Raw genomic sequence first — 24,391 nt, forward strand, 5'->3', positions numbered from 1 at the left:
ACAGTCAGCGTCCTGGTCCGCGCAGCGCATCGGGCCGGCAGATCAGCTAACGTCGACGACTCGGGCTGAGGTACTAGGCTAGTCTCTCCAGATGGATACGTCGCGACTGCGTCTTCCCGAGCAGCGCCGAGCAGTCCCGGAGCAATTGAATGACAGCCCCCGGAGCAGGTGCGGCTAGACCTCCGGGCACCGGGGCCTGCTCTTCTCCCTTTCCGAGCGCAGCCCGCACGCGTTTCCGCGTCCACGCGAGTCGGGGCCAGGCCCGACCGGACCAGATGGAGATACAGGACGATGAGCGACATGACTTCGAACAGTCATGAGCACCCGGAGAACGACGGTACGCCGCCGTTCCGCTATTCGGCCGCATTGGCCGGCCGTATCGAGCTGGAATGGCAGCAGCGCTGGGAGAAGGAAGGCACCTTCTACGCCGCCAACCCCACCGGGAACCTGGCAGGTCTTGCCGGTCCCAAGCGCAGCTTCGTCATGGACATGTTCCCGTACCCGTCCGGTTCGGGCCTACATGTCGGGCACCCTCTCGGGTTCATCGCGACCGACATCTACGCGCGCTTCATGCGGATGAACGGCCACAACGTCCTCTACACCATGGGGTACGACGCCTTCGGGCTGCCCGCCGAACAACATGCCATTCAGACGGGCACCCATCCGCGGGTGACGACCGAAGCCAATATCGAGCGCTACCGCGACCAGCTTCGTTCGCTGGGCATGTCCTACGACTACCGACGCTCGATCACGACGATCGAACCGGATTACTACCGCTGGACGCAGTGGCTCTTCCTGCAGATCTTCAATTCTTGGTACGACTCGGAGCTCGACCGGGCGAGGCCCATCGACACCCTGGTGGAGCAGTTCGAGCGCGGTGAGCGCGCGGTGCCGGGCGGTCGGGCGTGGGCGGAGTTGTCTCCGCTCGACAAGGATGAGGTGCTCAGCGAGTACCGGCTCGCCTACTCCAAGGAAGCGCCGGTCAACTGGTGTCCGGGGCTGGGCACCGTGCTGTCGAACGAGGAGGTCACCGCCGACGGGCGTTCCGAGCGTGGCAACTTCCCGGTCTTCCGCACCCGGCTGCGTCAGTGGATGATGCGCATCACCTCGTACGGTAATCGCCTCCTGGACGACCTGGAAGGGCTGGACTGGCCCGAAGCGATCAAGCTGCAGCAGCGCAACTGGATCGGTCGTTCCGAGGGCGCACGCGTCGAGTTCGCCGTCGACGGTGTCGAGCGATCGATCGACGTCTTCACCACCCGTCCCGACACACTGTTCGGTGCCACGTATCTGGTGCTGGCGCCCGAGCACGACATGGTGGACGAACTGGTGCCCGCGACGTGGCCGGAACAGTCCTCGCTTCCGGACACCTGGACCGGCGGGTACGCCACACCCGCCGAGGCTGTCGCTGCCTACCGGAGGCAGGCCGCCAGCAGGTCGGAACTGGAGCGAATGGCTGAGGATCGCGCCAAGACCGGCGTGTTCGTCGGCAAATATGCTCGCAACCCGGTTAATGGGGAACTGCTGCCCATCTTCGTGGCCGACTACGTACTGATGGGTTACGGCACCGGCGCCATCATGGCCGTACCGGCGCATGACCAGCGTGACTTCGAGTTCGCCCGCGCCTTCGCACTGCCGATCCGCTGCGTGGTGGAGCCCAAGGACGGACGCGGCACGGACGCGGCCGAGTGGCCCGATGCCATGGTCTCCCATGACGCACGACTCGTGAACTCCGCCAACACGTCGGTGTCCCTGGACGGGCTCACCGTCGCCGAGGCCAAGAAGCGCATCACGGCCTGGCTGACCGAGCAGGGTCCCGGCGAAGGCATGGTCAACTTCCGGTTGCGGGACTGGCTGTTCAGCCGGCAGCGGTACTGGGGGGAGCCTTTCCCGATCGTCTACGACGAGGACGGCGTCGCGCATGCGCTGCCGGAATCGATGCTGCCCGTCCGTCTGCCGGAGATCGACGACTACGCTCCGCGCACCTATGACCCCCAAGACCTGAGCAGCACCCCGGAGACGCCACTGTCCCGGTCCGTCGGCTGGGTCGAGGTCGAGCTTGATCTGGGCCGGGGGGACGGGCGGCGCCGCTACCGGCGTGAGACCAACACCATGCCGAACTGGGCGGGCTCGAGCTGGTACCAGTTCCGTTACATCGATCCTGACAACCAGCAGGCCATGGTCGACCCCGCGAACGACCGTTACTGGATGGAGCCGACGGAGCACAAGCCGCACGGCGGAGTTGATCTGTACGTGGGCGGCTCCGAGCAGGCCGTCCTGCATCTGCTGTACGCGCGCTTCTGGCAGAAGATCCTCTTCGACCTCGGGCACGTCTCGTCCGACGAGCCGTTCCACCGGCTCTACAACCAGGGCATGGTCACCGCCCACGTCTACCGGGACAGCCGGGGCTTCCCGGTCCCGGCGGCGGAGGTCGAGGAGCGCGACGGCGGTTGGTACTGGAAGGGCGAACAGGTCAGCCGAGAAGCTGGCAAGATGGGCAAGTCGCTGCGGAACGCGGTCTCGCCGGATGAGATCCGCGAGGAGTACGGCGCCGACACGCTGCGGCTGTACGAGATGGCGACCGGCCCCCTGGACGCCTCCCGCCCCTGGGACTCCCGAGCCATCGTCGGGTCCCACCGGTTCCTCCAGCGGCTGTGGCGCACCATCGTGGACGAGCACACCGGCGATCTCGTGGTCACCGACGAGGAGCCCGACACCGAGACCCTGCGGGCCCTGCACCGGGCCATCAACGGGATCGCGGCCGACCTGTCGGGGCTGCGCTTCAACACCGCGGTCGCCAAGGCCATCGAACTGGTCAACTTCCTGGTCAAGCGGGGCAGCACGCCGCGCGCGGTGGCCGAGCAGGCGGTGCTGCTCGTGGCTCCGCTGGCCCCGCACATCGCCGAGGAGCTCTGGCAGCGGCTGGGATACCCCACGTCGTTGGCTCGTCAGCCGTTCCCCGTGGCGGACCCGGCATACCTGCGCCAGCCCACGGTCACCTGTGTGGTGCAGATCCGGGGCAAGGTCAAGGCCCGGCTCGAGGTGGCCCCCGAGATCGACGAGGAAGAGCTGCGCAAACTCGCCCTCGCCGAGCCGGCGGTGGTCTCCTCGCTCGGGGACGCCGAGGTGCGCAAGGTTGTTGTGCGCGCACCGAAGCTGGTGAACATCGTCATCTGACGGGTGGTGGGTGGCCGGGGAGCACTCCGGCCACCCACGTCCGGCAGGGAGCGCGACCCCAAGAGGTGACCACAGCTACTCGTTGGGACCCGTCGATCAACGCGCGCCCGTACGTGGATGGCATCGACGACGTTGGGTGGGCGGACGATAGGCTGCGGTCGGCGTCCGACTGACCTAAGGGGAACGGGTGATAGGCGGAACAGTTCACGTGGTGGTCGCGGTCTGCGGGCATCGGGCGTGAACAACGGGCTGCGCCCCGGTGACCCGACCCGCCTCGGCGGATACGACGTGTTGGACCGGCTCGGCGACGGTGGCATGGGAACTGTCTTCCTGGCCCGCTCGCCGCAGGGACGGCGGGTGGCGGTCAAGGTCGTCCGTCCGGAACTTTCGCACGACGACGAGTTCCGGGGCCGATTCCGTAGCGAGGTGAACCGCGCGCGCCAGGTCCCGCCGTTCTGCACCGCCGAGGTCCTGGACGCGGACCCGGACCACAACCCGCCATACCTGGTGGTGGAGTACGTCGAGGGCCCCAGCCTGGCCCAGGTGCTCCGGGAGCGGGGGCCGCTGGGGGCGGCGCAGCTACACAGCATCGCGGTCGGGGTGGCTACCGCGCTCACCGCCATCCACAGCGCCGGGGTCATCCACCGGGACCTGAAGCCGGCGAATGTCCTGGTGGCGCTGGGCGGGATCAAGGTCATCGACTTCGGTATCGCCCGAGCTTTCGAGGCGACGAGCCAGCACACCCGGACCGACCAGATGGTTGGAACCGTCTCGTACATGGCTCCCGAGCGGTTGGACACCGCGTCCGGTCATCCGGTGGGCCCGGCTGCGGACATCTTCGCCTGGGGTGCCCTGGTCGCCCATGCCGCCACCGGCCGCAACCCGTTCGGAGGCGACTCCGCTACCGCCACCGCGATGCGGATCCTGACTCAACCGCCGGATCTGACCGGGCTCGATGGGCCGTTGCGGGAGTTGGTCTCCCGGGCGTTGGAGAAGGATCCCGCTGCTCGTCCCATCGCCCGAGACCTGCTCGATGGGTTGTTGACGGCAGGGTACGCGAAAGGTGCTGGAGAGTCGGCCCAGCTTCCGGGCGCGACGCCGGCGGCGAGTGCGCTGCCGGCCGCGGGTGGTGCTGACCGGGACGGGCGGTCGACGCCATCCGGTCTCGTCACTGCCGGTCGCCCGGGCTGGGGCCGGCGTCGCTGGCTCACGGCGGGCGGGGCAGCCGCAGCGGTGATCGCGGTGTTGGTGTCCACCTCCCTTTTCGGCCCGCGACTGCTCAACAGCGGGTCCGAACCGGATCACGTTGGCTCGACGTCGACCGGCAGCCCGGCACCGAGCGCACCGGCGACCACCGTGTCCGCGGCCACATCGGGTACGCCCACCGCGTCACCGTCGAGGAGCACGGACCCGACCCGGGCGATCCTGACCGGTCAGCGGCGAATCCTGCTGCACCTGGTGGAGATCGACCGTGACCTCAAGCTGCCGTTCCACGGTGAGCTCGAGGCCGGCGACGGCACCGGCAAGGACGCGCTCTTCGTGCTCGAACCGGTCGGCGTCGACTTCATGATCAAGTCATTGAATCCGGACGTCTCCCACCGACCGTGCCTCGGAGTCAAGATCGATTCAAAACAGTACGCGTCGTTGGTGGGAGCCGAGTGTTACGCCTCCGCCGCAACCGTGTTCGCGCTGTCCCGCGAGGGCAAGGACGACAAGGGACGTACCTCCTACTCGATCATCAGCGACGAGTACGGAGTCGTGCAGTGGAGCCCGACGAAGAAAGCGATCTACGTCGAGCAGCTCGGTGACGCCCCGATCGACACCACGTTCAGTCTGGTCGACCGTGGCGCGGTCTGACTGACGGGGCCGGATCAGCGGCGCGGCTAGAGGAAGTCGCCCGATGTCTACGAGGGCGAGGATCGGGCTGCCCGGCGGCGCTCGGCCGTCGCGTTGGCATTGCTCGCCGGCCACGAGATGTCCCGTCGGCGAAGCCGAGCGAACGGAACGGCCCGTCGCGATCCCGACCCGCAACCGATCGGACAGTCCGCAGCTCACGCTTGAGTCTGCGGGCGGCGAGCCGCCGTACGGTGTCGGTCGCTGACTCGTCACTCCGCCGCTGGCCGGTCCGGCCCGTACCCCCGATGGTGCTGGCCCGGCGCGGAGGTGGTCCTCCGCGCCGGGCCGTGAATTCGGTCCGGGTCAGGCGGCCGCGCAGCTGGCCGTCGCACCCGGGCCGGTGCCGGTGCCCTGGAAGCCGAAGTTGGTCGACTGCCCGGCGCCCACGTGTCCGTTGTAGCCCACGTTGGTGTACCGGACGGTTCCGCTCGTGCCGCTGGCCTGCGCGTTCCAGACGCCGGTGACCGCGGCGCCGCTGGGCAGCGTGATCGTCACGGTCCAGCCGTTGATGTCCGCAGAACCGGCGGTGACCGTCACGCTCGCGGTGAAGCCACCGGACCACTGGTTGAGCGCCACCGACGCGGAGCAGCCGTTACCAGTCGGCGGAGGCGTGGTGGGCGGGGGCGTGGTGGGCGGGGGCGTGGTGGGCGGGGGCGTGGTGGGCGGCGGGGTCGTCGGCGGAGGCGTGGTCGGAGGCGGCGTGGTCGGCGGGGTGGACGTCGGCGGCGGGGTCGTCGGCGGGGCCGTCGTGGGCGGGTTGGGCACGCCGTTGGCCAGGCTGTAGGCCAGGTCGGGCTGGAACGAACCGGCGGTGTAGCGGCAGCCGTCCGCCTCGCCCGGAGGCTTAACCCAGAGGTACGCGTCGATGTTGCTGTCGCCGGTGTTCGTCGTCGGGTACATACCGATACGCCGGTCGGTGTTGTCGTCGCCGCACCAGTCTCCGCTGGCGCCACCGTTGCGGCTGGTGTCGATCACCTGGCGCTTGCCCGAGATGCCCATGCCGTTGAGGGAGGAGATGACCGCTCGACCGAAGTTGGCCTCGTTGGAGGTCGAGTTGTAGTTCGACACGTTGCTGAAGAAGCCGTCGGCGTACTGCACGCCGGCTGCCCGCAGCCGGTTGGCGGTCTCACCCGCACTGTTCCAGGTGGAGTGGCCGGCGTCGAGGTAGACCTTGGCGTTGGGGTTGGCCGACTTGATGGTGCGCGTGGCCGTCGAGATCGCCTGGCTACGGGCGTTGATCTCGTTGGTGTTCAGGCAGGTCAGCAGGGCGAGCGAGTCGGTCTCCAGGATGATGATCACGGTCTGGTTGCCCAGCCCCCGGGAGAAGTTGGACACCCAGCTCTGGTACTGGTTGAGGTCCGGCGCGCCACCGGCGCTGGCGCCGCCGCAGTCCCGGTTGGTGATCTGGTACACCGCGATCACCGGGATCTGCTGCGCGGCGTTGGCGGCGCCCACGTACGCGGCTGCCTCGGACTGCGCGGTCGAGATGTTGAAGTTGGCGAACCAGCGGGTCTGCGGCTGGCTCGCGATCTTGTCGCGGATGACGCCTGCGCGCGAGTCGCCGGGGTTTGCGGCGACCCAGCGTACGACCGCCGAACTCGGGTCGCGGTAGAGCGGGCCGGAGATGGTGCCGGCAGACGCGCTGCTGACGGCGAGGCATACGCCGGCGGCGGCAGCGCCCGCGACCGCGGCCACGCTGAGGGCCGTGGATCTGCGTCGCCGGAGGGAGAGGATAGCCACGTCGTGTTTCCTCCTGATCACATCGATGTATCTAAGTTCATGGGAGCGTTCCCATGAAGGTAGCGGAGGCGCGCGCCGCTGCCAAGGTGCGCGAAACTTCCGGTGTCCGGCCACCGGCGGGCGTTCCTGGCCGGACGCGGGTGCCGCCTCACGCCTCGCGCCTCGCGGCGCAGCAGGATGGCGACGGCGACCCAGGCGGCGACCAGCCAGACGCCGAACCACGGCTGCCCGAGCAGTGCGAGCATCCCGCCGCCGAGCACGAACCACCCAGCCTGGAACGCCCGCTTGACCGGTGGACGGAGCGCCACCCGGGCACGCGGCGAACCGAGCACGCCCCAGAGCCCGGCGAGCAGCAACGGCACCGCGACCGCGGTGAGCAGCCGGGCCGCCGCGGGCGCGTCCAGCGCCCACCCCCAGCGGGCGCCGATGGCGAGCACGGTCAACTCCAGGAGCAAGACCAAGAGGAGCCCGAACCCACGAATCACGCCTCGCAACCCCGACCCGCCGGTCAACGCTTTAATCTCGACGGAGCCTCGGCTATCAGCCATAGCATTATGGCTAGTGGCATTAGCCAAAACGGTCAAGTGACGCACCAGCCAGGGCCAGCGGCGGCAATCGACCAGCCCTTCCTTGTTGGCGGAACATTGTTCCGCTACGGTTACCGGAACAGTGTTCCGCAACTATGGCAGACCGACCTCACCGCAGAGGAAGCACCGCACCATGCGTACCGAACAGGCCCTACAGCGACTCGTCGCGATCAAGCCCATCCGAGTGCCCACTGAGGGACGCGGCATCGACCTCCAGGTCAAGGTCACCACGCCGGAGTCCGGCCGGGACCTACCGCTGATCGTCTTCTCGCACGGCAACGCCTGGTCGATGGACGGCTACGAACCCCTCGTCGACCGCTGGGCGGCAGCCGGCTTCGTCGTCGTCCAGCCGACCCACCTCGACTCCCGGCGCAACGGCATCGGGTTCGACGACCCACGGTTCGGCACGATCTGGCGCGTACGGATCGCCGACCTGCACGCGATCCTCGACAACCTCGGGGACATCCTCGACCAGGCGGGCCTGCGCGGCCGCGTCGACGAGGGACGGGTAGCCGCCGTCGGGCACTCCTGGGGCGGCCAGACCGTGGGCACCCTTCTGGGCGCTCGCGTGCTCGACACCGGCGGCACGCCGGGCGAGGACTTCTCGCACCACGCGGTCAGGGCCGGGGTCCTCATCGCGGCGACCGGCACCGGCGACAGTCTCACCCCGTTCGCGGCCGAGCACCTGCCGTTCATGCGACCTGACTACTCCACCATGACCACGCAGGCCCTCGTCATCACAGGTGGCGAGGACAAATCGGCGATGTCGACCCGCGGGCCAGACTGGTTCACCGACGCCTATCACTTGAGCCCCGCGCCCAAGAGCATGCTGACCATCGCCGAAGGTCAACACACGCTCGGTGGCATCGCCGGCGAGAGTGTCGCCGAGACCACCGACGAGGACCCGGCGCGCGTAGCGCTCGTCGCCGACGCCGTCTCCGCGTACCTCCTGGATGTTTTCGGGCTCGACGGCGCCGCCTGGAAGGACCTCGGCGAACGCGCGGCGCGCGGCGACGGCGCCTACCACGTCGAACACCGGTAGGAGCGGTCCAGCGCCAGGCCCGGGACGTACCCGACGCCTGATGCGAGCCGACCCCGGCGGTGACCGCGCCCGAGGGTGCGGTCACCGCCGGGGCACAGCGGAACCAGGGCTACGGGCGGAGGGCCGCCGCGGCGGGGGTCCAGGTCGACTCGTTGCGGACGTCGGCCACCGTGATCCCCTTGGCGATCTTCTTCAGCTCGGCCTGGGGCAGCTGGTCACCGAGACCCCCGGAGCTGACCTGGAGGACGACCGTGCCGTCGGCGCTCCAGATGTTGCAGAAGCCACCGCCGGCGTTGCGGCCGCCTCGGTCGGACGCGGCGTAGCACCTGGTGGCACCGGGCTCGGGCGACTGGTTCGAGCTGGTGTTCGGGGTGACGAAGATGTTGAACCCGTTCTCGATGCCGTCCTCGGCCGAGTCGTAGGGCGCGGTCAGACCCGAGGTGGGCGCGGCGGGCTTGGTGTACGTCGCGCCCCCGTAGTCACCGGCGCGGGCCGCCGCGATGCCGTCGAGGCCGGGCATCGCGTGCGTGCCGATCTGCAGCGGCTGGTAGCCGGCCGGAACGTAGCCCACCGTGAACGGCACCAGGGCCGGCGTCGGCCTGCTCGGCTTCAGGCCCTCGACCAGGCCGCTCAGGTCCTCGAAGGTTGGCGTGGCCTCGTCCGAGGAGACCGACGTGACAGCGGCCCAGGCGTTGTCGGTGTACTCCCAGGCGAACAGCTTGTTGCGCGTGTCCGGCTCGTTGCGCGGGTCGAGGCCGACCGGCAGGGTCGCCCGCACGGCCTTGCGCCCCGCCACGGTGACGTTCGTGCCGCCCTTGATGCCGGCGGCGTCGAAAGCGCCCGGTCGGTAGACGGTCAGGTAGGCCCACAGGTTCGGCTTGTCGTCGGCGGCCCCCTTCTTGCTCTCCATCTCGGTGCCAACGCCCGCCTCCTCCTCGCTCACCGGCCTGTCGTTCGAGTCGTGACGGCCGGAGTAGACGGAGGCGATCTGGTACGCGGTGGACGCGACGATCGGGTCCTGCACGTGCAGCGTGCCGGCGTCGTACCCGGTGAAGGTGAAGGTGAACGGCTCGGCGTCGGACCACGCGGCCGGGCCGGGCTTGGACATCGTCGCGGCGGCCGGTCCCGGAGCCGGAGTGGTGTTCTGTTCGGCGCTCAGTGCGGGCAGGACGAGCACGCCGGCGACCGCGACCGCGACCAGGCCCGCCGCGCCGGCCGACGCGAACCCCGCCCGGCGACGCCGCTCGGCCCGCCGCCCCGACGCGATGATGTCGTCGACGGTACGGGCCATCGGCGGTTCGTCGCCCGTCACCGTGTCCACCAGGTCACGCAACTGCATTGGTCCACTCCTCCATCGGCTTCCCGGTGAGATTGACGCGTTCGCCGGCGAGTGACTCGCGCAGCTTCGCCAGCCCCCGCGAGGCCTGACTCTTGGCCGCGCCGACCGTGCAGTTGAGGACGCCGGCCGTGTCCTCCAGGCTCAGACCCAGGTAGTGCCGGAGCACGACCGCGGCCCGCTGCCGGGCCGGCACCGCGTCGAGCGCCACCCGCAGGCGCATCCGCTCGTCCGTCGCGGCGGCCGGATCCCGCACCACCACGTCCGGCATGGCATCACCGGTCGGTCGCTCGCGCCGCCACGGCCGACGGGTCTCGTCGATCGCGGCCCGGTAGACCATGGTCTTGACGTACAGATCGGGACGGTCCAGCCCACGCCACCGTGGGTAGAGCTTGATCAGCGCGTTGGCGACGGCGTCCTCTGCCGTGTGCCAGTCGCCGCAGGTCACGTACGCCAGCTTGCGCAGTGACGCCATCTCTGACGTCACAAACTCGCGGAATGCCTGCTCGTCTTCGGCTTTCACGTCGACTGCCTCCTCGTGCCGGAGGTAGAACGGAATCGCCGTACCGGGAAGTTGCATGGGCTGGACAAGTAGTTGTGTGACTACCGTGCGATGTCACCGTCACGTCCGCCGGCCGGGAGCTGATCGCCGCCGCGAGTGCCTATGCTCGACGGGTGGACGACAGCGGACGGGCGATACTGACCGGGGTGTTGCAGGCGGCCGAGGACGCCGCCCCGGTGGAGGCGGTCGAGGCCGTCACGGGCACCATCGCCGCGGCGCTGCACGCGTCCAGTGTCTCGCTGCTGATCGCCGACCTCAGCGGTCGCGCGCTGGTCCGGCTGACCCACCAACCGACCACCGACAGTCCGGGCCGTCGCCAGGACGAGGAGGCCGCCGAGGTCCTGCCGTTCGACGGCGGCCCCTACGAGCAGGTCCTTCGTCAGCAGGGCACCCAGGTGCTCACGGGCGACGGCCGGTGGACCGTGCTGGCGCCGGTCACCGAACGCGGCGAGGCCATCGGTCTGCTGGAGATCGCCCTTCCGGAGGAGCCGGACGAGTCGGTCATCACGCAGATCGCCCGGACCGCGCACGCGCTGGCGTTCGTGGTCATCGCCAACCGCCGGCACACCGACCTGTTCGAGTGGGGTCAGCGCAGCAGCCCGTTCACCCTCTCCGCGGAGATCCAGCGTCGGCTGCTGCCCGCCGCGTTCACCTGCGAGGCCGGCGCCTTCGCGCTGTCCGGATGGCTGGAACCGGCGGCCAGTGTCGGTGGCGACACCTTCGACTACAGCCTGGCCCGGGACCTGCTGCACGTCAGCGTCACCGACGCGATGGGGCACGGCGTGGCCAGCGCGCTGACCGCCACCCTCGGGGTGGGCAGCCTGCGGAACACCCGCCGTCGTGGCGACAGCCTCGTCGCGCAGGCCGACCAGGCCAGCCGGGCCATCGCGGACAACGCCAACGTGCCCGGCGCGTACGTGACCGCCGTGCTCGGCCGGATGGACCTGCGTACCGGTCACTGCGAACTGCTCAACGCCGGGCACGTCCCGCCGCTGCTGGTCCGGGGCGACCGGGTCGTACCGGTGGAGCTGCCCAGAAACTTCCCGCTGGGCATGTTTCCCGAGGAGCGCTACCGCAGCGGGGAGGTCTCCCTGCTCCCCGGCGACCGGCTGGTGATCGTCACCGACGGGATGCGCGAACGCAACGCCGCCGACCTTGACCTGGTTGCGGCGCTGGTCGAGATCGCCCACCTGCATCCGCGCGAGGCCGTCCGGGCGCTCTCGGACCGGGTGTTGGCGATCGCCGGCCCGGTGCTGACCGACGACGCGACCCTGCTCATCATCGACTGGTACGACGGCCACGGGCCACGCCGTACCGCCGCCGGCGCTGACATCACCCGCGCCAGCGCGGACTGAAACGACGCTCAGGACGCCGCCGAAGAAGCCTCCTCGGCCGCCTCGACGGTGTCGAAGGATTCGATGACCCGATCCACCGATGTGATCGACAGCACCTTGCGTACCGGCGGCTGAGCTCCGGCCAGGCGGAGCCAGCCGTCCCGCGCCCGCATCGCCTTGTAGGCGATCACGAGCGCGCCCAGGCCGCTGGAGTCCATGAACCCGACGGCGGCGAGGTCGACCACCACCACCCCGGCGCCGCTCTCGACCGCCTCCAGCAGCCCGTCCCGCAGACGCGGTGTCGTGCTCATGTCCAGATCGCCGGCGACCTCCACCACCGTGCCGACGCGCCCTCGCCGGGTTGCCAACGCGAACTCCACCACTCCCCCTCACGTGCGCCGACCCGCTGCGCGGTGCCTGCTCGCCCCCTACCGTGCCAGATGCCGACGCCGAACGCCTTCCAAGGTTCCCGATCCGTCGTGGCGGCACGGGTATCGGGGCCCCCGGCCGTGGGTATGACAGGGTGATCCGGGCTGGCGACGCACGGGTCTGCGAGGGGGCTGAGCGATGCGGGTGGACCTGACAGTGTCGCTCCCGCGCCAGCCGTCGGCGGTGGCCCGAGCCCGGCACCTACTCGCCACCCTGCTGAGCCTGACCGACATCGGCGATGACGTTCGCGCCAACCTGGCGGTCGTGATCAGCGAGGCGTGCTCGAACGCGGTGATCCACGCCGATCCCAGCAGCGCCGTCGACCTCACGATCAGCATCGACGGCGACGTCTGTGTCCTCGAAGTCGGCAACCGGGGCAGCACCCCGGACGCCGCCAAACTCGACGCCGACCTTCCCGCGCCGCTGACCATCGGCGGCCGTGGACTACCGCTGATCGCCGCGCTCTCCGACGTGGCCACCTTCGTCGACGGGCCACCGGACCAGGTGCTGCTGCGCATCACCAAGAACCTCGGCGAGGTACGAGCAGCGCCGTAGCGCCGACCCCTCGCGTCGGGCCGCAACCCACTCGACACGGCATTGACATATTTCACTGCCAGATCTAGCGTCGGGGCCGAATCGATTCGGCCGTGGACCGGGTGCTCCGATCGACGGCCGGGCGTGGCGTTCGGGCGTACGACGTGGCCACCGACGATTCGACGACCCTCTGGTCCCGCTTGGGCGGCGGAACCAGCGGTGCAGACCCGTGACGACGAGCCGGTCGGTCCGTGGGCACACCGCATCGGGGTTTCGTCCGCGCCGAGCGGCGTCGGCAGCGGTGAGCGGTGGCGTGTCGTGGTCGCCGTGGATCCCCTCACCTATCACTTCGTGCCGATTGGCGGGAGCCCATCATGACAGGACGTAGACCCATCCTCGGTTCTCTTGCGACGGCGGCGCTCGTCGTCGCGACCGTGGGTGCGGCGATAGTGACCGGTGGCGTGAGCACCACCGCGTCGGCCGCGAACGTCGCAGCGGCCGCAGCAACCGCCGGGTGCGGCAAGGCGCCCACGCTGACCAGCGGTCAACGGTCCATCCAGAGCAGCGGTCAGAACCGTAGTTTCATCCTGCGGATCCCCGACAACTACGACCGGAACCACCCGTACCGGCTGATCTTCGGATTCCACTGGAACGGCGGCACCATGAACGACGTCGACGGCGGCGGGTCGGACGGTGCGGCCTGGTCCTACTACGGCCTGCGCCAGCAGGCCAACAACAGCACGATCTTCGTCGCCCCCCAGGGCAACGGAAACGGCTGGGCCAACCCTGGCGGCCAGGACGTCACCTTCGTCGACAACATGATCAGCCAGATCGAGGCCGACCTCTGCGTCGACACGTCGCAGCTCTTCGCGCTCGGCTTCAGCTACGGCGGAGGCATGAGCTACTCGCTGGCCTGCTCCCGCGCCAACGTCTTCCGCGCTGTCGCCGTCTACTCCGGCGGCCAGCTCAGCGGTTGCGGCGGCGGCACCCAGCCGATCGCGTACATGGGCATCCACGGCATCGGGGACCCGGTGCTCAACGTCTCCGCCGGACGTTCCCTGCGCGACACGTTCGTGCGGAACAACGGATGTACGGCACAGAGCCCTCCCGAGCCGAGAGCGGGCAGCCTGACCCACATCACCACCACGTACTCCGGCTGCCGGTCCGGCTATCCGGTGGTCTGGGCCGCCTTCGACGGCGGGCACACCCCCGGCCCGGTGGACGGCGGCGGGGACAGCGGCGCGCGGACCTGGACCAAGGGCGAGGTGTGGCGGTTCTTCACGCAGTTCAGCAGCACCGACCCGACGCCGAGCCCGACCGTGTCGCCCACCGGCAATCCGACCACCCCGCCACCGACCACCCCGCCACCGAGCAGCACGTCGGCGGTGCGCAACACCGCCTCCGGCCGCTGCCTGGACGTCAACGGCGCTTCGCAGACGAACGGCTCGGCGGCGATCATCTGGGACTGCCACGGCCAGAGCAACCAGAGCTGGACCTCGACGGCGTCGCAGGAACTGCGGGTGTTCGGCGGCAAGTGTCTCGACGTCAACGGCGCCGCCACGGCGAACGGCAGCTCGGTGATCATCTGGGACTGCAATGGCCAGTCCAACCAGCATTGGCGGTTCAACTCCGACGGCTCGATCACCGGGGTCGGGTCCGGTCGGTGCCTCGCCCTGGTCAACAACGGGACCGCCAACGGCACGCGCGCCGAGATCCGGGACTGCAACGGCGCCGCCAACCAGCGGTGGACCCGGAGCTGAGCCCGGCGGTCGCGCGACGGTAGGACCGTGGTGCTGCCGCACCACGGTCCGACCCGGCGGCGGAGCCTGACTGCTCCGCCGCCGGGTCACCCGGGCACTCTCCTCAACAGACCGCATTCATCAAATCTTTTTCGACCGCTACTCGAAGTCCGTCGATGCAAATGGCGGTAATTGGGCGTGGCTGCGGCATTGACCGTCGATCTATGCGGTGCTTAACATATGACGTCTGCTCATCAACGATCTTCGATCATCGGCCCCAGTGCCTTGCGACAGCTCGACAACCTGCCGTACGGCTTCGGGTGTCGGGACGGTCCGGGAGGCGAATCAGATGTTCGGTAGAGAGAGTCGTCAGCGCGGTGCTGGCGAGGCGGCACGACGCCGGTCATGGCGACACACACGGCGTCCACGTCGGTTAACCGCCGCGCTGGTGGGGGCGCTCATGGGGGCGGCAGCCGTGCTGACCGCCGTCGCCTCCCCCGCTCAGGCGGCGACCGCCATCACGATCAACGGCGGATCCGGCGGACGGGCCCTCGACGGGATCGGCGCGGTCAGCGGCGGCGGTGGCAACAGCAGGCTGCTGATCGACTACCCGGAGCCGCAGCGCAGTGACATCCTGGACTACCTGTTCAAGCCGGGCCGTGGCGCTGCGATGCAGCTGCTCAAGACGGAGATCGGCGGCGACACCAACTCCACCTCCGGCGCCGAGCCCAGCCACGAGCACACCCGGGGCAGCATCAACTGCAACCGGGGCTACGAGTGGTGGCTGATGGAGCAGGCGCGGACGCGCAACCCCAACATCGCCCTGGCGGGCCTGGCCTGGGGAGCACCGGGCTGGATCGGCAACGGCAACTTCTGGTCTAACGACTCGATCGAGTACCTGGTCGCCTGGCTGGACTGCGCGGGCACCCACGGGCTGACCATCAACTACCTCGGCGGGTGGAACGAAAAGGGCTACAACGCCACCTGGTACAAGAACCTGCGGTCCACCCTCAACTCCCGTGGCTACAGCAACGTCAAGATCGTGGCCTCGGACGACTTCGGCTGGGGTGCCGCCGACGAGTCGCTGCGCGACCCGGCGTTCGCCAACGCCGTACAGGTCTTCGGCAGCCACTACGTCTGCGGCTACCGCAGCGCCCAGTCCAGCTGCCCCAGCTCGAACAACGCGATCTCCACCGGCAAGGCGCTCTGGGCCAGCGAGAACGGCTCCGACGACTACAACGCCGGAGCGCAGGCGCTCGCCCGGGGCATCAACCGTGGCTACATCGACGGCAAGATGACCGGCTACATCAACTGGCCCGCCATCGCCGCCATCACCCCCAACATCCCGTGGGCGACCACGGGCGTCGCGGTGGCCCAGCAGCCCTGGTCCGGCGCCTACTCGATCGGCAAGAGCGCCTGGGTCATGGCACAGACCACGCAGTTCACCGCACCGGGCTGGCGCTACCTCGACGGATCGAGCGGCTACCTCGGCGGCAACCGCAACAACGGCAGCTATGTGTCGCTCAAGTCCACCAACAACAGCGACTACAGCACCATCATCGAGACGATGGACGCCGGATCGGCGCAGACCCTCGACTTCACCGTCACCGGCGGACTGTCCACCGGCACCGTCCGCGTCTGGTCGACGAACGTCAGGTCGAACAACACCGCCGACCACTTCGTCCGGGGCAGCGACCTCACGCCGAGCGGGGGCCGCTTCTCGCTCACCGTCCAGCCCGGCTACGTCTACAGCATCACCACCACCAGCGGGCAGGGCAAGGGCACGGCGACCAGCCCGGCGCAGGGCACCCTGAAGCTGCCGTACAGCGACACGTTCGACAGCTACGACGTCGGGCGTGAGGCCAAGTACCTCATGGACCAGCAGGGTTCGTTCGAGATCGCCACCTGCGGGGGCGGCCACTCGGGCCGGTGCGTCCGGCAGATGTCCGAGCAGACGCCGATCTTCTGGACGTCCGGCCAGGCCGAGCCGTACACGCTGTTGGGTGACCTGAGCTGGCGCAACTACACGCTCTCCTCCGACGTCATGCTGGAGAAGTCCGGCTACGCGCAGCTCATCGGGCGGGCGAACACGTACAACCACCAGGGGCCGCAGAACCTGAACGGCTACTACTTCCGGGTGACCGACGGTGGCGCGTGGTCGATCCGGAGCAACAACACCAGCGGCAACTGGCGCACGCTGGCCAGCGGAAACACCTCGGCGCTGGGCACCGGGCGCTGGCACACCCTGGCGTTGACGCTCATCGGGAGCACCCTCACGGCGAGCATCGACGGCACCACCGTCGGCACGGCCTCCGACTCGACCTGGGTCGCCGGCCAGATCGGTTACGGCACGGGTCAGGGAGTCAGCGCCCAGTTCGACAACCTCTCCGTCACGCCGGTCGGCAACTCCGGTGAGCCGGCCCCGACCGGGACCATCCGAGGCGCGGGCTCCAACCGGTGCCTGGACGTCAACGGCCAGAGCCAGGCCGACGGCTCGGTCGTGCAGATCTGGGACTGCAACAGCGGCGCCAACCAGCAGTGGACGCTCACCAGCAGCAACCAGCTCACCGTCTACGGCAACAAGTGCCTCGACGTGGCCAGCAGCTCGACGGGGAGCCGCGCGCGGATCATGACCTGCAACGGCGGCGGCGGCCAGCAGTGGCGCGTCAACAGCGACGGCACGATCACCGGCGTCGCCTCGGGGCTCTGCCTGGACGTCAACGGCGCGGGCACGGCCAACGGCACCGCCGTGCAGATCTGGACGTGCACCGGCGGCAGCAACCAGCAGTGGATCCGCGGCTGAGCGGGTAGCGGGTCCACGCGAGACCCGTACCCCCGATCGATGGCTCCCGGCCGCTCACCCGAGCGGCCGGGAGTCGCCGTTCGGGCGGCCGGCGCGGGCTCCACGTCGGAGGGTGAGGGCGTATCGTGTGCTGGCTGCGCCGCCTCGGGCCCATCCCGGGTGCGGCCGGCGGCCGTCACACGGGGGAGGTCTGATGGCGCAGTTCCCGAACGCGGACTTCGGCGCGGCGACCGAAGACTTCGTCGCTTCCTGGACGGCGGGCATCTCCGAGCGGGCCGCCCGTGCGCACGAGTTGTCCGAGCGCGTGGCGGCGATGTCGGCGACCGCCGAAGGCGCGGACGGCGCGGTCCAGGTCACCGTCGCCGCGTCCGGCGCCATGACCGACCTGCGGCTCGACGACCGGGTGCTGCGCTGGCGGGCGGACGAGATCGCCGCCGAGGTGCTGGCCGTGATGCGCCGGGCGCAGGGCCGGTTGGCGCCGCAGGTGGCCGAGGCGGCTGCCGAGACCGTCGGCGCCGACTCCGAGACCGCCCGCGCCGTCGTGGGCAGCTACGAGTCGCGCTTCCCGGAGGTGCCCGAGGAGGACGAGCAGGGGTACGGCCCGTGGGGTGACCGTGGGCGCTGAGGCAGCCGGCTTCGAGGTCACCACGGCGGCGGTGACCACCCACGCCCGTTCCGTCGATCGGATCTCCACGGGGATCGGCGTCGCACACGACGCGGCGGCGTACGTCCGGATGGGTGCCGGCGCGTACGGGCACCTGCCCGTCTGTCAGGCGCTCCCCTTCCTGCTGGACTTCCTCCAGGGCCCGGCCACCGAGGCGCTCGCGGCGGCGCAGGAGGCGTTGCACAGCGCGGCCGGGGCGCTCGACGAGACGGCGGACGCCTACCACGACACCGACGCGACGATCTCCGCCTCCCTCGGGCAGATGCACCGGTGAGCACCGACGTGGCGAACCCGCTGATCGCGGCCCGGCAGGACACCACCACCTCGTACAGCGGCCTCGGTCTCGTCGAGAGCCTGGTCGACCTGCGCAATGGCATCGAGAGCGGCTCCTGGGTCGACCTGACCATCGGCGGCTTCGGTACGTCGATGGAGGTGCTGGCGACCTGCGTCGACCCGATCGGGTCGATCGTCTCGTGGGGCGTGGCCTGGCTCATCGAGCACGTCAAGCCGCTCTCCGACGCCCTCGACTGGCTGGCCGGCGACCCGGACCAGATCACCGCGTACGCGCAGACGTGGCACAACGTCTCCCGGCAGGTCAACGACCAGGCCCTCGCCCTGTCCGAGGCGGTCCGCACCGAGATCGCCACCTGGACGGGCCCCGCGTCCGAGGCATACCGCCGCTACAGCGACCAGCACCTGCGTCACCTCGCCGGCCTGGCCGACGCCACCGATCTGATCGGCACCGTCGTCGAGGGCGCGGGCCTGCTGGTGGCGCTGGTCCGGGAACTGGTCCGGGAACTCATCGCCGACTTCGTCTCGGTCCTCGCCGTCCGGCTGTGGGTGTGGCTGGCCGAGGCCGGACTGACCCTGGGCGCGGCCACTCCCCTGGTGGCGGCGCAGGTCTCCTCGCTGGTCGCCAAGTGGGCCGCCAAGGTTGCCGGGCTCCTCACGGCGCTGGCCCGCAGCGTCAGCCGCCTGCGGCCGATCCTCTCCAAGCTCGGCGAACTGCTCGACGCTCTGCGCACGGCGTTGCGGGGCCTGCGGCGTACCCCGGGCGGGTCGCGCTCCACCGACATGCCGGCCCCCGGTCCGGGCGCGCGCGGCTACACCGACCCGGCGGGCGGCGGCCAGCCGCCATGGGCCCGGCAGGACGACTGGCCACCCGACGTCGACCGCGGGCCAGGGCCGGGCGGCGGCGGACCAGGCGGTGGCGGGCCCGGCGGCGGCGGGCCCGGCGGCGGCGGGCCCGGCGGCGGCGGGCCCGGCGGCGGCGGACCAGGCGGTGGCGGGTCGGGCCACGATGGCGGCACGTCGCACGACGGTGGCACGTCGCACGGTGGTGAAGAGCCGACGGACCCCGACGGGAGTGCCGCACCGGACTCCGGCTCCAACGCCGATCCACTGATGCCCGATCATGCGAGCGAGGCCGAGTTGCGGCTGCTCGGCAGAGAGGTGCACAGCATGACCGAACTCGACCCCGGCGGACACGTCAACGACGCGTACGACGTCACGTTCACCGACGGTACGCACGGCGTCTACAAGCCGAACGTGCCGGAGAACGAGTTCGTCCAGGTGCGTTCCACCATCCCGGAGAACGAGTTGGCCGCGCGTGAGGTCGCCGCCTCGCGCCTGGACGAGGATCTGGGCTTCGGCCTGGTGCCGACGACGGCGCGCTGGGACGGGCCGCACGGGGCCGGGTCGATGCAGGAGTTCGTGGAGAACGCGAGCCCGGGCCGCCCCACCAACGCCTATTCGGCCGCCGAGGGCGAACGGATGGCGGTCCTCGACTACATCAGCGGCAACACCGACCGGCACATGGGTAACTACCTGACCGGGCCGGACGGCCGGCTGGTCGCCATCGACCACGGTTACTCGTTCCCCGAGTCGAACGCCGAACCGTTGCGCTCGGACTTCGTGACACAGCAGATGAACCGGCCGTTGAGCCCGGAGACGATGGCCCGGCTCCAGGACACCGACCCGGCGGTGCTGGCCGACCGGCTGCGCGGCACCGGCCTGAGCGAGCAGGCGTTGTCCGGTGCGATGGACCGCTTCAGCGAGATCCGTGCCCGGGGCACGATCACGGGCGAGGCGTGGAACGCCTTCCGCCCGCCGAGCCCGTGGTGAGTGGGCCGTGGTGAACCAGGAGGCAGGCATGACCGAGCAGGCGGCGACCAGGGTGGCGCTGTACACGTTCGCCCAGCACACCAATCGTCGGGTGGCCGAGTTCAATTGGCAGCCCGGCCAACCGGTGTCGCTGACCGTCCTCGATCCGGAGTGGGGGGCGCTCGCACAGGACTTCTACGACAACGGCGTGCCGGTCGGCGCGCAGCGGGTGTCGCCGGAGGCCGGCCCGGAGTTCATGCGCGCGTTGCTGCAACGGTTCCGCATGAGCTACTACAAGTTCGTGGACGAGAGCGCCTGACCCACGCCCTACCCGGCGGCTTCGCGGCCCTTTTCGTATCCTGGCCAGGGTGAGCGGACCGCGATCCAGCGGTGCGGCGGCGGAAGGCGTGTCGGAGAGGGGCGACCGAAGCATGACGGCGGTACCAGACCAGCGGGCGACCGCCGTACGGGCTCCGGACGCCGGGCAGGCGGCGCAGGAGGATCTGCGGACGCTGTTCGGGCAGTCCATCGCGGTGTTCGCGTCCCTTGTGGGGCCCACGCACGTGGTGGAGGCGGCGAACCCGGCGTTCTTCGCCGCCATCGGTTCCGAACGCGCGCGCACCGGGATCACGGTCGCCGAGATGCTGCCCGAGTTGGCCGGTCAGGGCTTCCTCGACCTGCTGGACGAGGTCTACCGCACGGGTGAGCCGTACACCGGTCGGGACGCCCGGATCATGCTGGGTGTCGGGCCGCACGCGCGGGAGGCGTTCTTCGACTTCACCTACGAGCCGCGCCGCGACGCCGACGGCACGGTGACCGGCATCCGGGTGATCGGCGTGGAGATCACCCAGGTCAAGCACGCCCAGCGGTTGATGGCCGAGCACCGCGCCCTGCTGGAGCAGATCGCCCGTCAGGCGCCGCTGACCGAGGTGCTGGACGGGATGGCCCGCTGCATCGAGGATCTGACGCCCGAGCAGGTGCTCGTGTCCGTACTACTCGCTGACGAGGACGGCCGGCACCTGCGCCACGGGGCCGCGCCGAGCCTGCCCGAGTTCTACAACGAGGCCATCGACGGGATCGCCACCGGCGAGGGTGTCGGCTCGTGCGGCACCGCCGCGTACCGGCGGGAGCCGGTCATCGTCACCGACATCGCCACCGACCCCTTCTGGGCGGACTTCCGGGATCTGGCGGGGCGGGCCGGCCTCGCCGCCTGCTGGTCGATGCCGATCCTGGCCCGCGACGGCGGCCTGTTGGGCACCTTCGCCATGTACCACCGCGCGCCGCGCGTGCCGCAGGACACCGACCTGGCCCTGGCCCGGGTCTTCGCCGACACCGCGGCCCTGGCCATCGAGCGTCACCATGTCGAGCAGGCGAAGACGGCCGCCGAGGCGCGCGCCAGGGCAGCCCACGAGGAGCTGGCGAAGGCGGTACGCGCGGAGCGGCAGTTGCGCGCCGAGGCGGAGCAGCGTGCGGCCGCCGCCGCGGAGCTCACCGAGCGGATGCGTAACGCCGCGGCCGCCCAGGCCGCCCGACCGCATCCGGAGCACTGCCAGCTCGGCGGGGTTCAGGGCTGCTCAGCACCCGCCAGGATCAAGATCGCCGATTCGTGGGGCGACTCGGCCTGGGGCTGCGACACGCACGTGGAGGAGGCCATCCTCAACGTGCGGTCGGTGTTCATCGCCAGCGAGGAGCTCGGCGGCCTCGCCGCGTACGTCAACCGCTGACCGCGCCGGCGCGATGGCCGGTCAGGCCGCGACGGCCGCCCGGACGTCGTCGTTGGCCTCGCGCAGCCGTGCCGCGGCCTCCTCGGCGGTGCAGTGCGCGAGCAGCAGCACGATGGCCGTCTTGGCGTGGCCGCCCGCCGCGGCCAACGCCCCCGCGGCCGTGTCGAGATCGGTGTCGGCGGCCTCGGCGACGATGCGACGCGCGCGGTCGACGAGCTTGGCGTTGGTGGCGTTCATGTCGACCATCAGGTTGCCGTAGACCTTGCCGAGCCGGGCCATCGTGGCGGTCGAGAGCATGTTGCAGACGAGCTTCTCGGCGGTGCCGGCCTTGAGGCGGGTCGAGCCGGTGAGCACCTCGGGGCCGGTGGGCACCTCGATGGCGACGTCGGCGTGCCGGCTGATCACCGCGTCGGTGTTGCAGGCGACGGAGACGGTGCTCGCTCCCCGCGCGCGGGCGTGTGCCAACCCACCCACCACATACGGGGTACGACCGCTGGCCGCGAGCCCCACCACCGTGTCGCGGTCGCTGACGCCGATCGCGTCGAGATCGGCGACGGCACGGTCCGGGTCGTCCTCCGCGCCCTCGACGGCGACGCCGAACGCGCCCGCCCCGCCGGCGAGCAGACCGACGACCCGCTCGGGCGGCGTACCGAAGGTCGGTGGGCACTCGACGGCGTCGAGCATGCCGATCCGGCCGCTGGTGCCGGCGCCCAGGTAGATCAACCGACCGCCTCGGCGCAGCGATGCCACGACGACGTCGACGGCGGCCGCGATGTCCGGCACGGCCCGGCGGACGGCGTCCGCGACCGTGTGGTCCTCGTCGTTCATGGCGAGGAGCATCTCGGTGGGCGACATGCGGTCGAGGTCGGTGGTGTTGTCGTTGCGGGTCTCGGTGCCGAGGGTGCTGAGGTCCACGGGGTGTTCGTTCCTCTCGCTGGTGACTCAGTCGCCGACCGGGCGAGTGCTCCCTGACCAGTTCGGCGACGCGCGCCAGATCGTTGAGAATCCGCCGGCAACGCACCGTTTGGGCCTCGCGTCCGCCCGTATCGGCAGGCTGAGACCACAGCGTAACCAGACCGGACGGGCACTGGCAAAAAGTTTCGGGTTAGTGTGGGCCAACGTCACTTATTGACAACCCCGCTGGTTGGGAGTGAACCGTGCGTCAACTCGACCTTGTCGTGATCGTGCTGTACCTCGTGGTGATCGCCGCCGTCGGACTACGCCTGTCCGGTAAACAGAAGTCGTCCAAGGACTACTTCGTGGGCGAGGGAAAACTGCCGTGGTGGACCGTGTCGTTCTCCGTGGTCGCCACCGAGACCAGCGTGCTGACCGTGATCAGCGTGCCCGGCGGCGCGTACAGCAGTCAGGGCTTCGGCAACGTCGAACTGGCTCTCGGTTACGTGATCGGCCGCGTGATCGTGGCCGCGGTGCTCATCCCGCTCTACAAGCGCGGTGGCTTCGTCAGCGCCTACCAGTACCTCGGTGAGCGGTTCGGCCTGAAACTCCAGGGCCTGGCGTCGATCACCTTCGTCTTCACCCGCCTGCTCGCCGAGGGCGTACGACTGTTCGCCTCGGCCATCCCGATCAAGCTGCTCCTCGACGAGTTCGGGCTGAACGTCGGCTACCAGGCGATCATCGTCGTGCTGACGCTGATCACGGTGGTCTACACCTACCTCGGTGGCATCAAGGCGGTCATCTGGACCGACGCCATCCAGATGGGCCTCTACCTCGGCGGGGCGATCCTGGCCGTCGCGGTGCTCAGCCACGCCATCGGGTTCGACGGCTACTCGCAGGCGTTGGACGCCGGCAAGTTCCAGCTCTTCGACACCAACTTCGACCTCGCGCACGTGCTCACCAGCCCGTTCGCCCTGCCGACCGCGATCATCGGTGGCGCCATCTTCGCGATGGCCAGCCACGGCTCGGACCAGCTCATCGTCCAGCGCATCCTGTCGACCCGCACGCTGCGCGAGGGTCAGCTCGCGATGGTCTCCTCGGGCATCTTCGTGGTCATCCAGTTCGCGGCGTTCTCGCTGGTCGGGGCGCTGCTGTGGTCGTACAACAAGGGCCAGACCTTCAAGGAACTGGGCCTGAACAGCACCGACAACCTGTACCCGAACTTCATCCTGCACGCCCTGCCGGTGGGCATCTCGGGCCTGCTGGTCGCCGGCATCCTCGGCGCGGCGATGGGATCGCTGTCGTCGGCGCTGAACTCGATGTCGAACTCCACCGTCGCGGACTTCATCCACAGCTTCTTCAAGAAGGCGCCGTCGGACGACGTCATGCTCCGACTGGCCCGGGTGATGACCCTGGTCTGGGCGGTGTTCATGGCGATCTTCGCCTGCGCGTTCAGCTCCAGCACCGGAAACGTCTACCTGACCGGTCTGACCATCGCCGGCTACACCTACGGAGCGCTGCTCGGCGCGTTCCTGCTCGGCCGCCTGGTGAAGCGGGCCAACCAGATCGACGCGGTGATCGCCTTCCTCGTCACGATCGCGGTGATGACCTACATCGTCCGCTACGTCAAGATCGATGTGACGACGGCCGGCACCACCACCGCGACCGCCATCGCCGCCCAGTGGCTGGTGCCGATCGGCGTCCTGATCACCCTGGCCGTCGGCGTGGTGTCGAGCTGGTTCCACCCGGCCCCGACGCCGTACGACCACAGCCGCGTCGACGATGACGACGAGACGACGGCGGCACCCGTGGGCCGGGCATGAAGGA

19 protein-coding genes are annotated in these 24,391 nt (G+C 69.9%); 13 read left to right on the top strand and 6 right to left on the bottom strand.

Annotation, left to right across the window (positions count from 1 at the left end):
- Positions 1-300: 300 nt before the first annotated feature.
- Positions 301-3,177 carry a leucine--tRNA ligase gene (gene leuS, locus ACLQ25_RS05815; protein WP_425729799.1) on the top strand — a complete coding sequence of 959 codons (2,877 nt, stop codon included), beginning with the start codon at positions 301-303 and terminating at the stop codon, positions 3,175-3,177.
- Positions 3,178-3,414: 237 nt separating this feature from the next.
- Entirely contained in the window at positions 3,415-5,034 is a 1,620-nt protein-coding gene (locus ACLQ25_RS05820) for a serine/threonine protein kinase (protein ID WP_425729801.1), read from the top strand.
- Positions 5,035-5,376: 342 nt separating this feature from the next.
- Here the strand turns inward: ACLQ25_RS05820 and ACLQ25_RS05825 are convergent, their stop codons facing one another.
- Positions 5,377-6,813 (bottom strand): glycoside hydrolase family 6 protein, encoded by a 1,437-nt coding sequence (locus ACLQ25_RS05825; RefSeq protein ID WP_425729803.1) that lies wholly within the window; start codon positions 6,811-6,813, stop codon positions 5,377-5,379.
- A gap of 17 nt (positions 6,814-6,830) precedes the next feature.
- Positions 6,831-7,268, bottom strand: a complete 438-nt coding sequence (locus ACLQ25_RS05830; protein WP_425729805.1) for a YrdB family protein — start codon at positions 7,266-7,268, stop codon at positions 6,831-6,833.
- Between the two features lie 265 nt (positions 7,269-7,533).
- Here ACLQ25_RS05830 and ACLQ25_RS05835 point away from each other — a divergent pair, with 265 nt between their 5' ends.
- Positions 7,534-8,442, top strand: a complete 909-nt coding sequence (locus ACLQ25_RS05835; RefSeq protein WP_425729807.1) for an alpha/beta hydrolase family protein — start codon at positions 7,534-7,536, stop codon at positions 8,440-8,442.
- Positions 8,443-8,551: 109 nt separating this feature from the next.
- On the opposite strand, the gene ACLQ25_RS05840 is transcribed toward ACLQ25_RS05835, so the two are convergent.
- Positions 8,552-9,781 carry a hypothetical protein gene (locus ACLQ25_RS05840; protein WP_425729809.1) on the bottom strand — a complete coding sequence of 410 codons (1,230 nt, stop codon included), beginning with the start codon at positions 9,779-9,781 and terminating at the stop codon, positions 8,552-8,554.
- Positions 9,768-10,301: a SigE family RNA polymerase sigma factor gene (locus tag ACLQ25_RS05845; RefSeq protein WP_425729811.1), complete on the bottom strand. Its 534-nt coding sequence runs from the start codon at positions 10,299-10,301 to the stop codon at positions 9,768-9,770. The genes ACLQ25_RS05840 and ACLQ25_RS05845 overlap by 14 nt, the downstream gene beginning before the upstream one ends.
- Positions 10,302-10,453: 152 nt before the next feature.
- Here ACLQ25_RS05845 and ACLQ25_RS05850 point away from each other — a divergent pair, with 152 nt between their 5' ends.
- Positions 10,454-11,695, top strand: a complete 1,242-nt coding sequence (locus ACLQ25_RS05850; protein WP_425729813.1) for a PP2C family protein-serine/threonine phosphatase — start codon at positions 10,454-10,456, stop codon at positions 11,693-11,695.
- Positions 11,696-11,703: 8 nt separating this feature from the next.
- Here ACLQ25_RS05850 and ACLQ25_RS05855 read toward each other — a convergent pair whose 3' ends face one another.
- The gene (locus tag ACLQ25_RS05855) at positions 11,704-12,054 is read right to left on the bottom strand and encodes an STAS domain-containing protein (RefSeq protein ID WP_425729815.1); all 351 of its coding nucleotides are present in this window, start codon (positions 12,052-12,054) and stop codon (positions 11,704-11,706) included.
- A 187-nt stretch (positions 12,055-12,241) separates the two neighbouring features.
- Between ACLQ25_RS05855 and ACLQ25_RS05860 the strand changes: the two genes are divergently transcribed.
- From ACLQ25_RS05860 to ACLQ25_RS05895, 8 genes are all read left to right on the top strand, one after another.
- A complete protein-coding gene (locus ACLQ25_RS05860) occupies positions 12,242-12,658 on the top strand; it encodes an ATP-binding protein (RefSeq protein WP_425729817.1) in 417 nt (138 codons plus the stop codon).
- Between the two features lie 353 nt (positions 12,659-13,011).
- Positions 13,012-14,397 carry a ricin-type beta-trefoil lectin domain protein gene (locus tag ACLQ25_RS05865; protein ID WP_425729819.1) on the top strand — a complete coding sequence of 462 codons (1,386 nt, stop codon included), beginning with the start codon at positions 13,012-13,014 and terminating at the stop codon, positions 14,395-14,397.
- A gap of 439 nt (positions 14,398-14,836) precedes the next feature.
- Positions 14,837-17,179 carry a ricin-type beta-trefoil lectin domain protein gene (locus ACLQ25_RS05870; protein WP_425729821.1) on the top strand — a complete coding sequence of 781 codons (2,343 nt, stop codon included), beginning with the start codon at positions 14,837-14,839 and terminating at the stop codon, positions 17,177-17,179.
- A gap of 193 nt (positions 17,180-17,372) precedes the next feature.
- Positions 17,373-17,804, top strand: a complete 432-nt coding sequence (locus ACLQ25_RS05875; RefSeq protein ID WP_425729823.1) for a YbaB/EbfC family nucleoid-associated protein — start codon at positions 17,373-17,375, stop codon at positions 17,802-17,804.
- Positions 17,794-18,117, top strand: coding sequence for a hypothetical protein (locus tag ACLQ25_RS05880; RefSeq protein WP_425729825.1), 324 nt, complete (start codon positions 17,794-17,796; stop codon positions 18,115-18,117). Before ACLQ25_RS05875 ends, ACLQ25_RS05880 begins: the two co-directional genes overlap by 11 nt.
- Entirely contained in the window at positions 18,114-19,967 is a 1,854-nt protein-coding gene (locus tag ACLQ25_RS05885; protein WP_425729827.1) for a hypothetical protein, read from the top strand. Before ACLQ25_RS05880 ends, ACLQ25_RS05885 begins: the two co-directional genes overlap by 4 nt.
- A 28-nt stretch (positions 19,968-19,995) precedes the next feature.
- Positions 19,996-20,265, top strand: a complete 270-nt coding sequence (locus ACLQ25_RS05890) for a hypothetical protein (RefSeq protein ID WP_396801175.1) — start codon at positions 19,996-19,998, stop codon at positions 20,263-20,265.
- Between the two features lie 112 nt (positions 20,266-20,377).
- Positions 20,378-21,670 (top strand): GAF domain-containing protein, encoded by a 1,293-nt coding sequence (locus ACLQ25_RS05895; protein ID WP_425729830.1) that lies wholly within the window; start codon positions 20,378-20,380, stop codon positions 21,668-21,670.
- A 21-nt stretch (positions 21,671-21,691) separates the two neighbouring features.
- Here the strand turns inward: ACLQ25_RS05895 and murQ are convergent, their stop codons facing one another.
- Entirely contained in the window at positions 21,692-22,585 is an 894-nt protein-coding gene (gene murQ / locus ACLQ25_RS05900; RefSeq protein ID WP_425729832.1) for an N-acetylmuramic acid 6-phosphate etherase, read from the bottom strand.
- A 242-nt stretch (positions 22,586-22,827) separates the two neighbouring features.
- Here murQ and ACLQ25_RS05905 point away from each other — a divergent pair, with 242 nt between their 5' ends.
- Positions 22,828-24,387 carry a sodium:solute symporter gene (locus tag ACLQ25_RS05905; RefSeq protein ID WP_425729834.1) on the top strand — a complete coding sequence of 520 codons (1,560 nt, stop codon included), beginning with the start codon at positions 22,828-22,830 and terminating at the stop codon, positions 24,385-24,387.
- Positions 24,388-24,391 lie beyond the last annotated feature (4 nt).

The sequence above is a fragment of the Micromonospora sp. DT44 genome (genome assembly GCF_049841635.1).
Taxonomy (GTDB): domain Bacteria; phylum Actinomycetota; class Actinomycetes; order Mycobacteriales; family Micromonosporaceae; genus Micromonospora.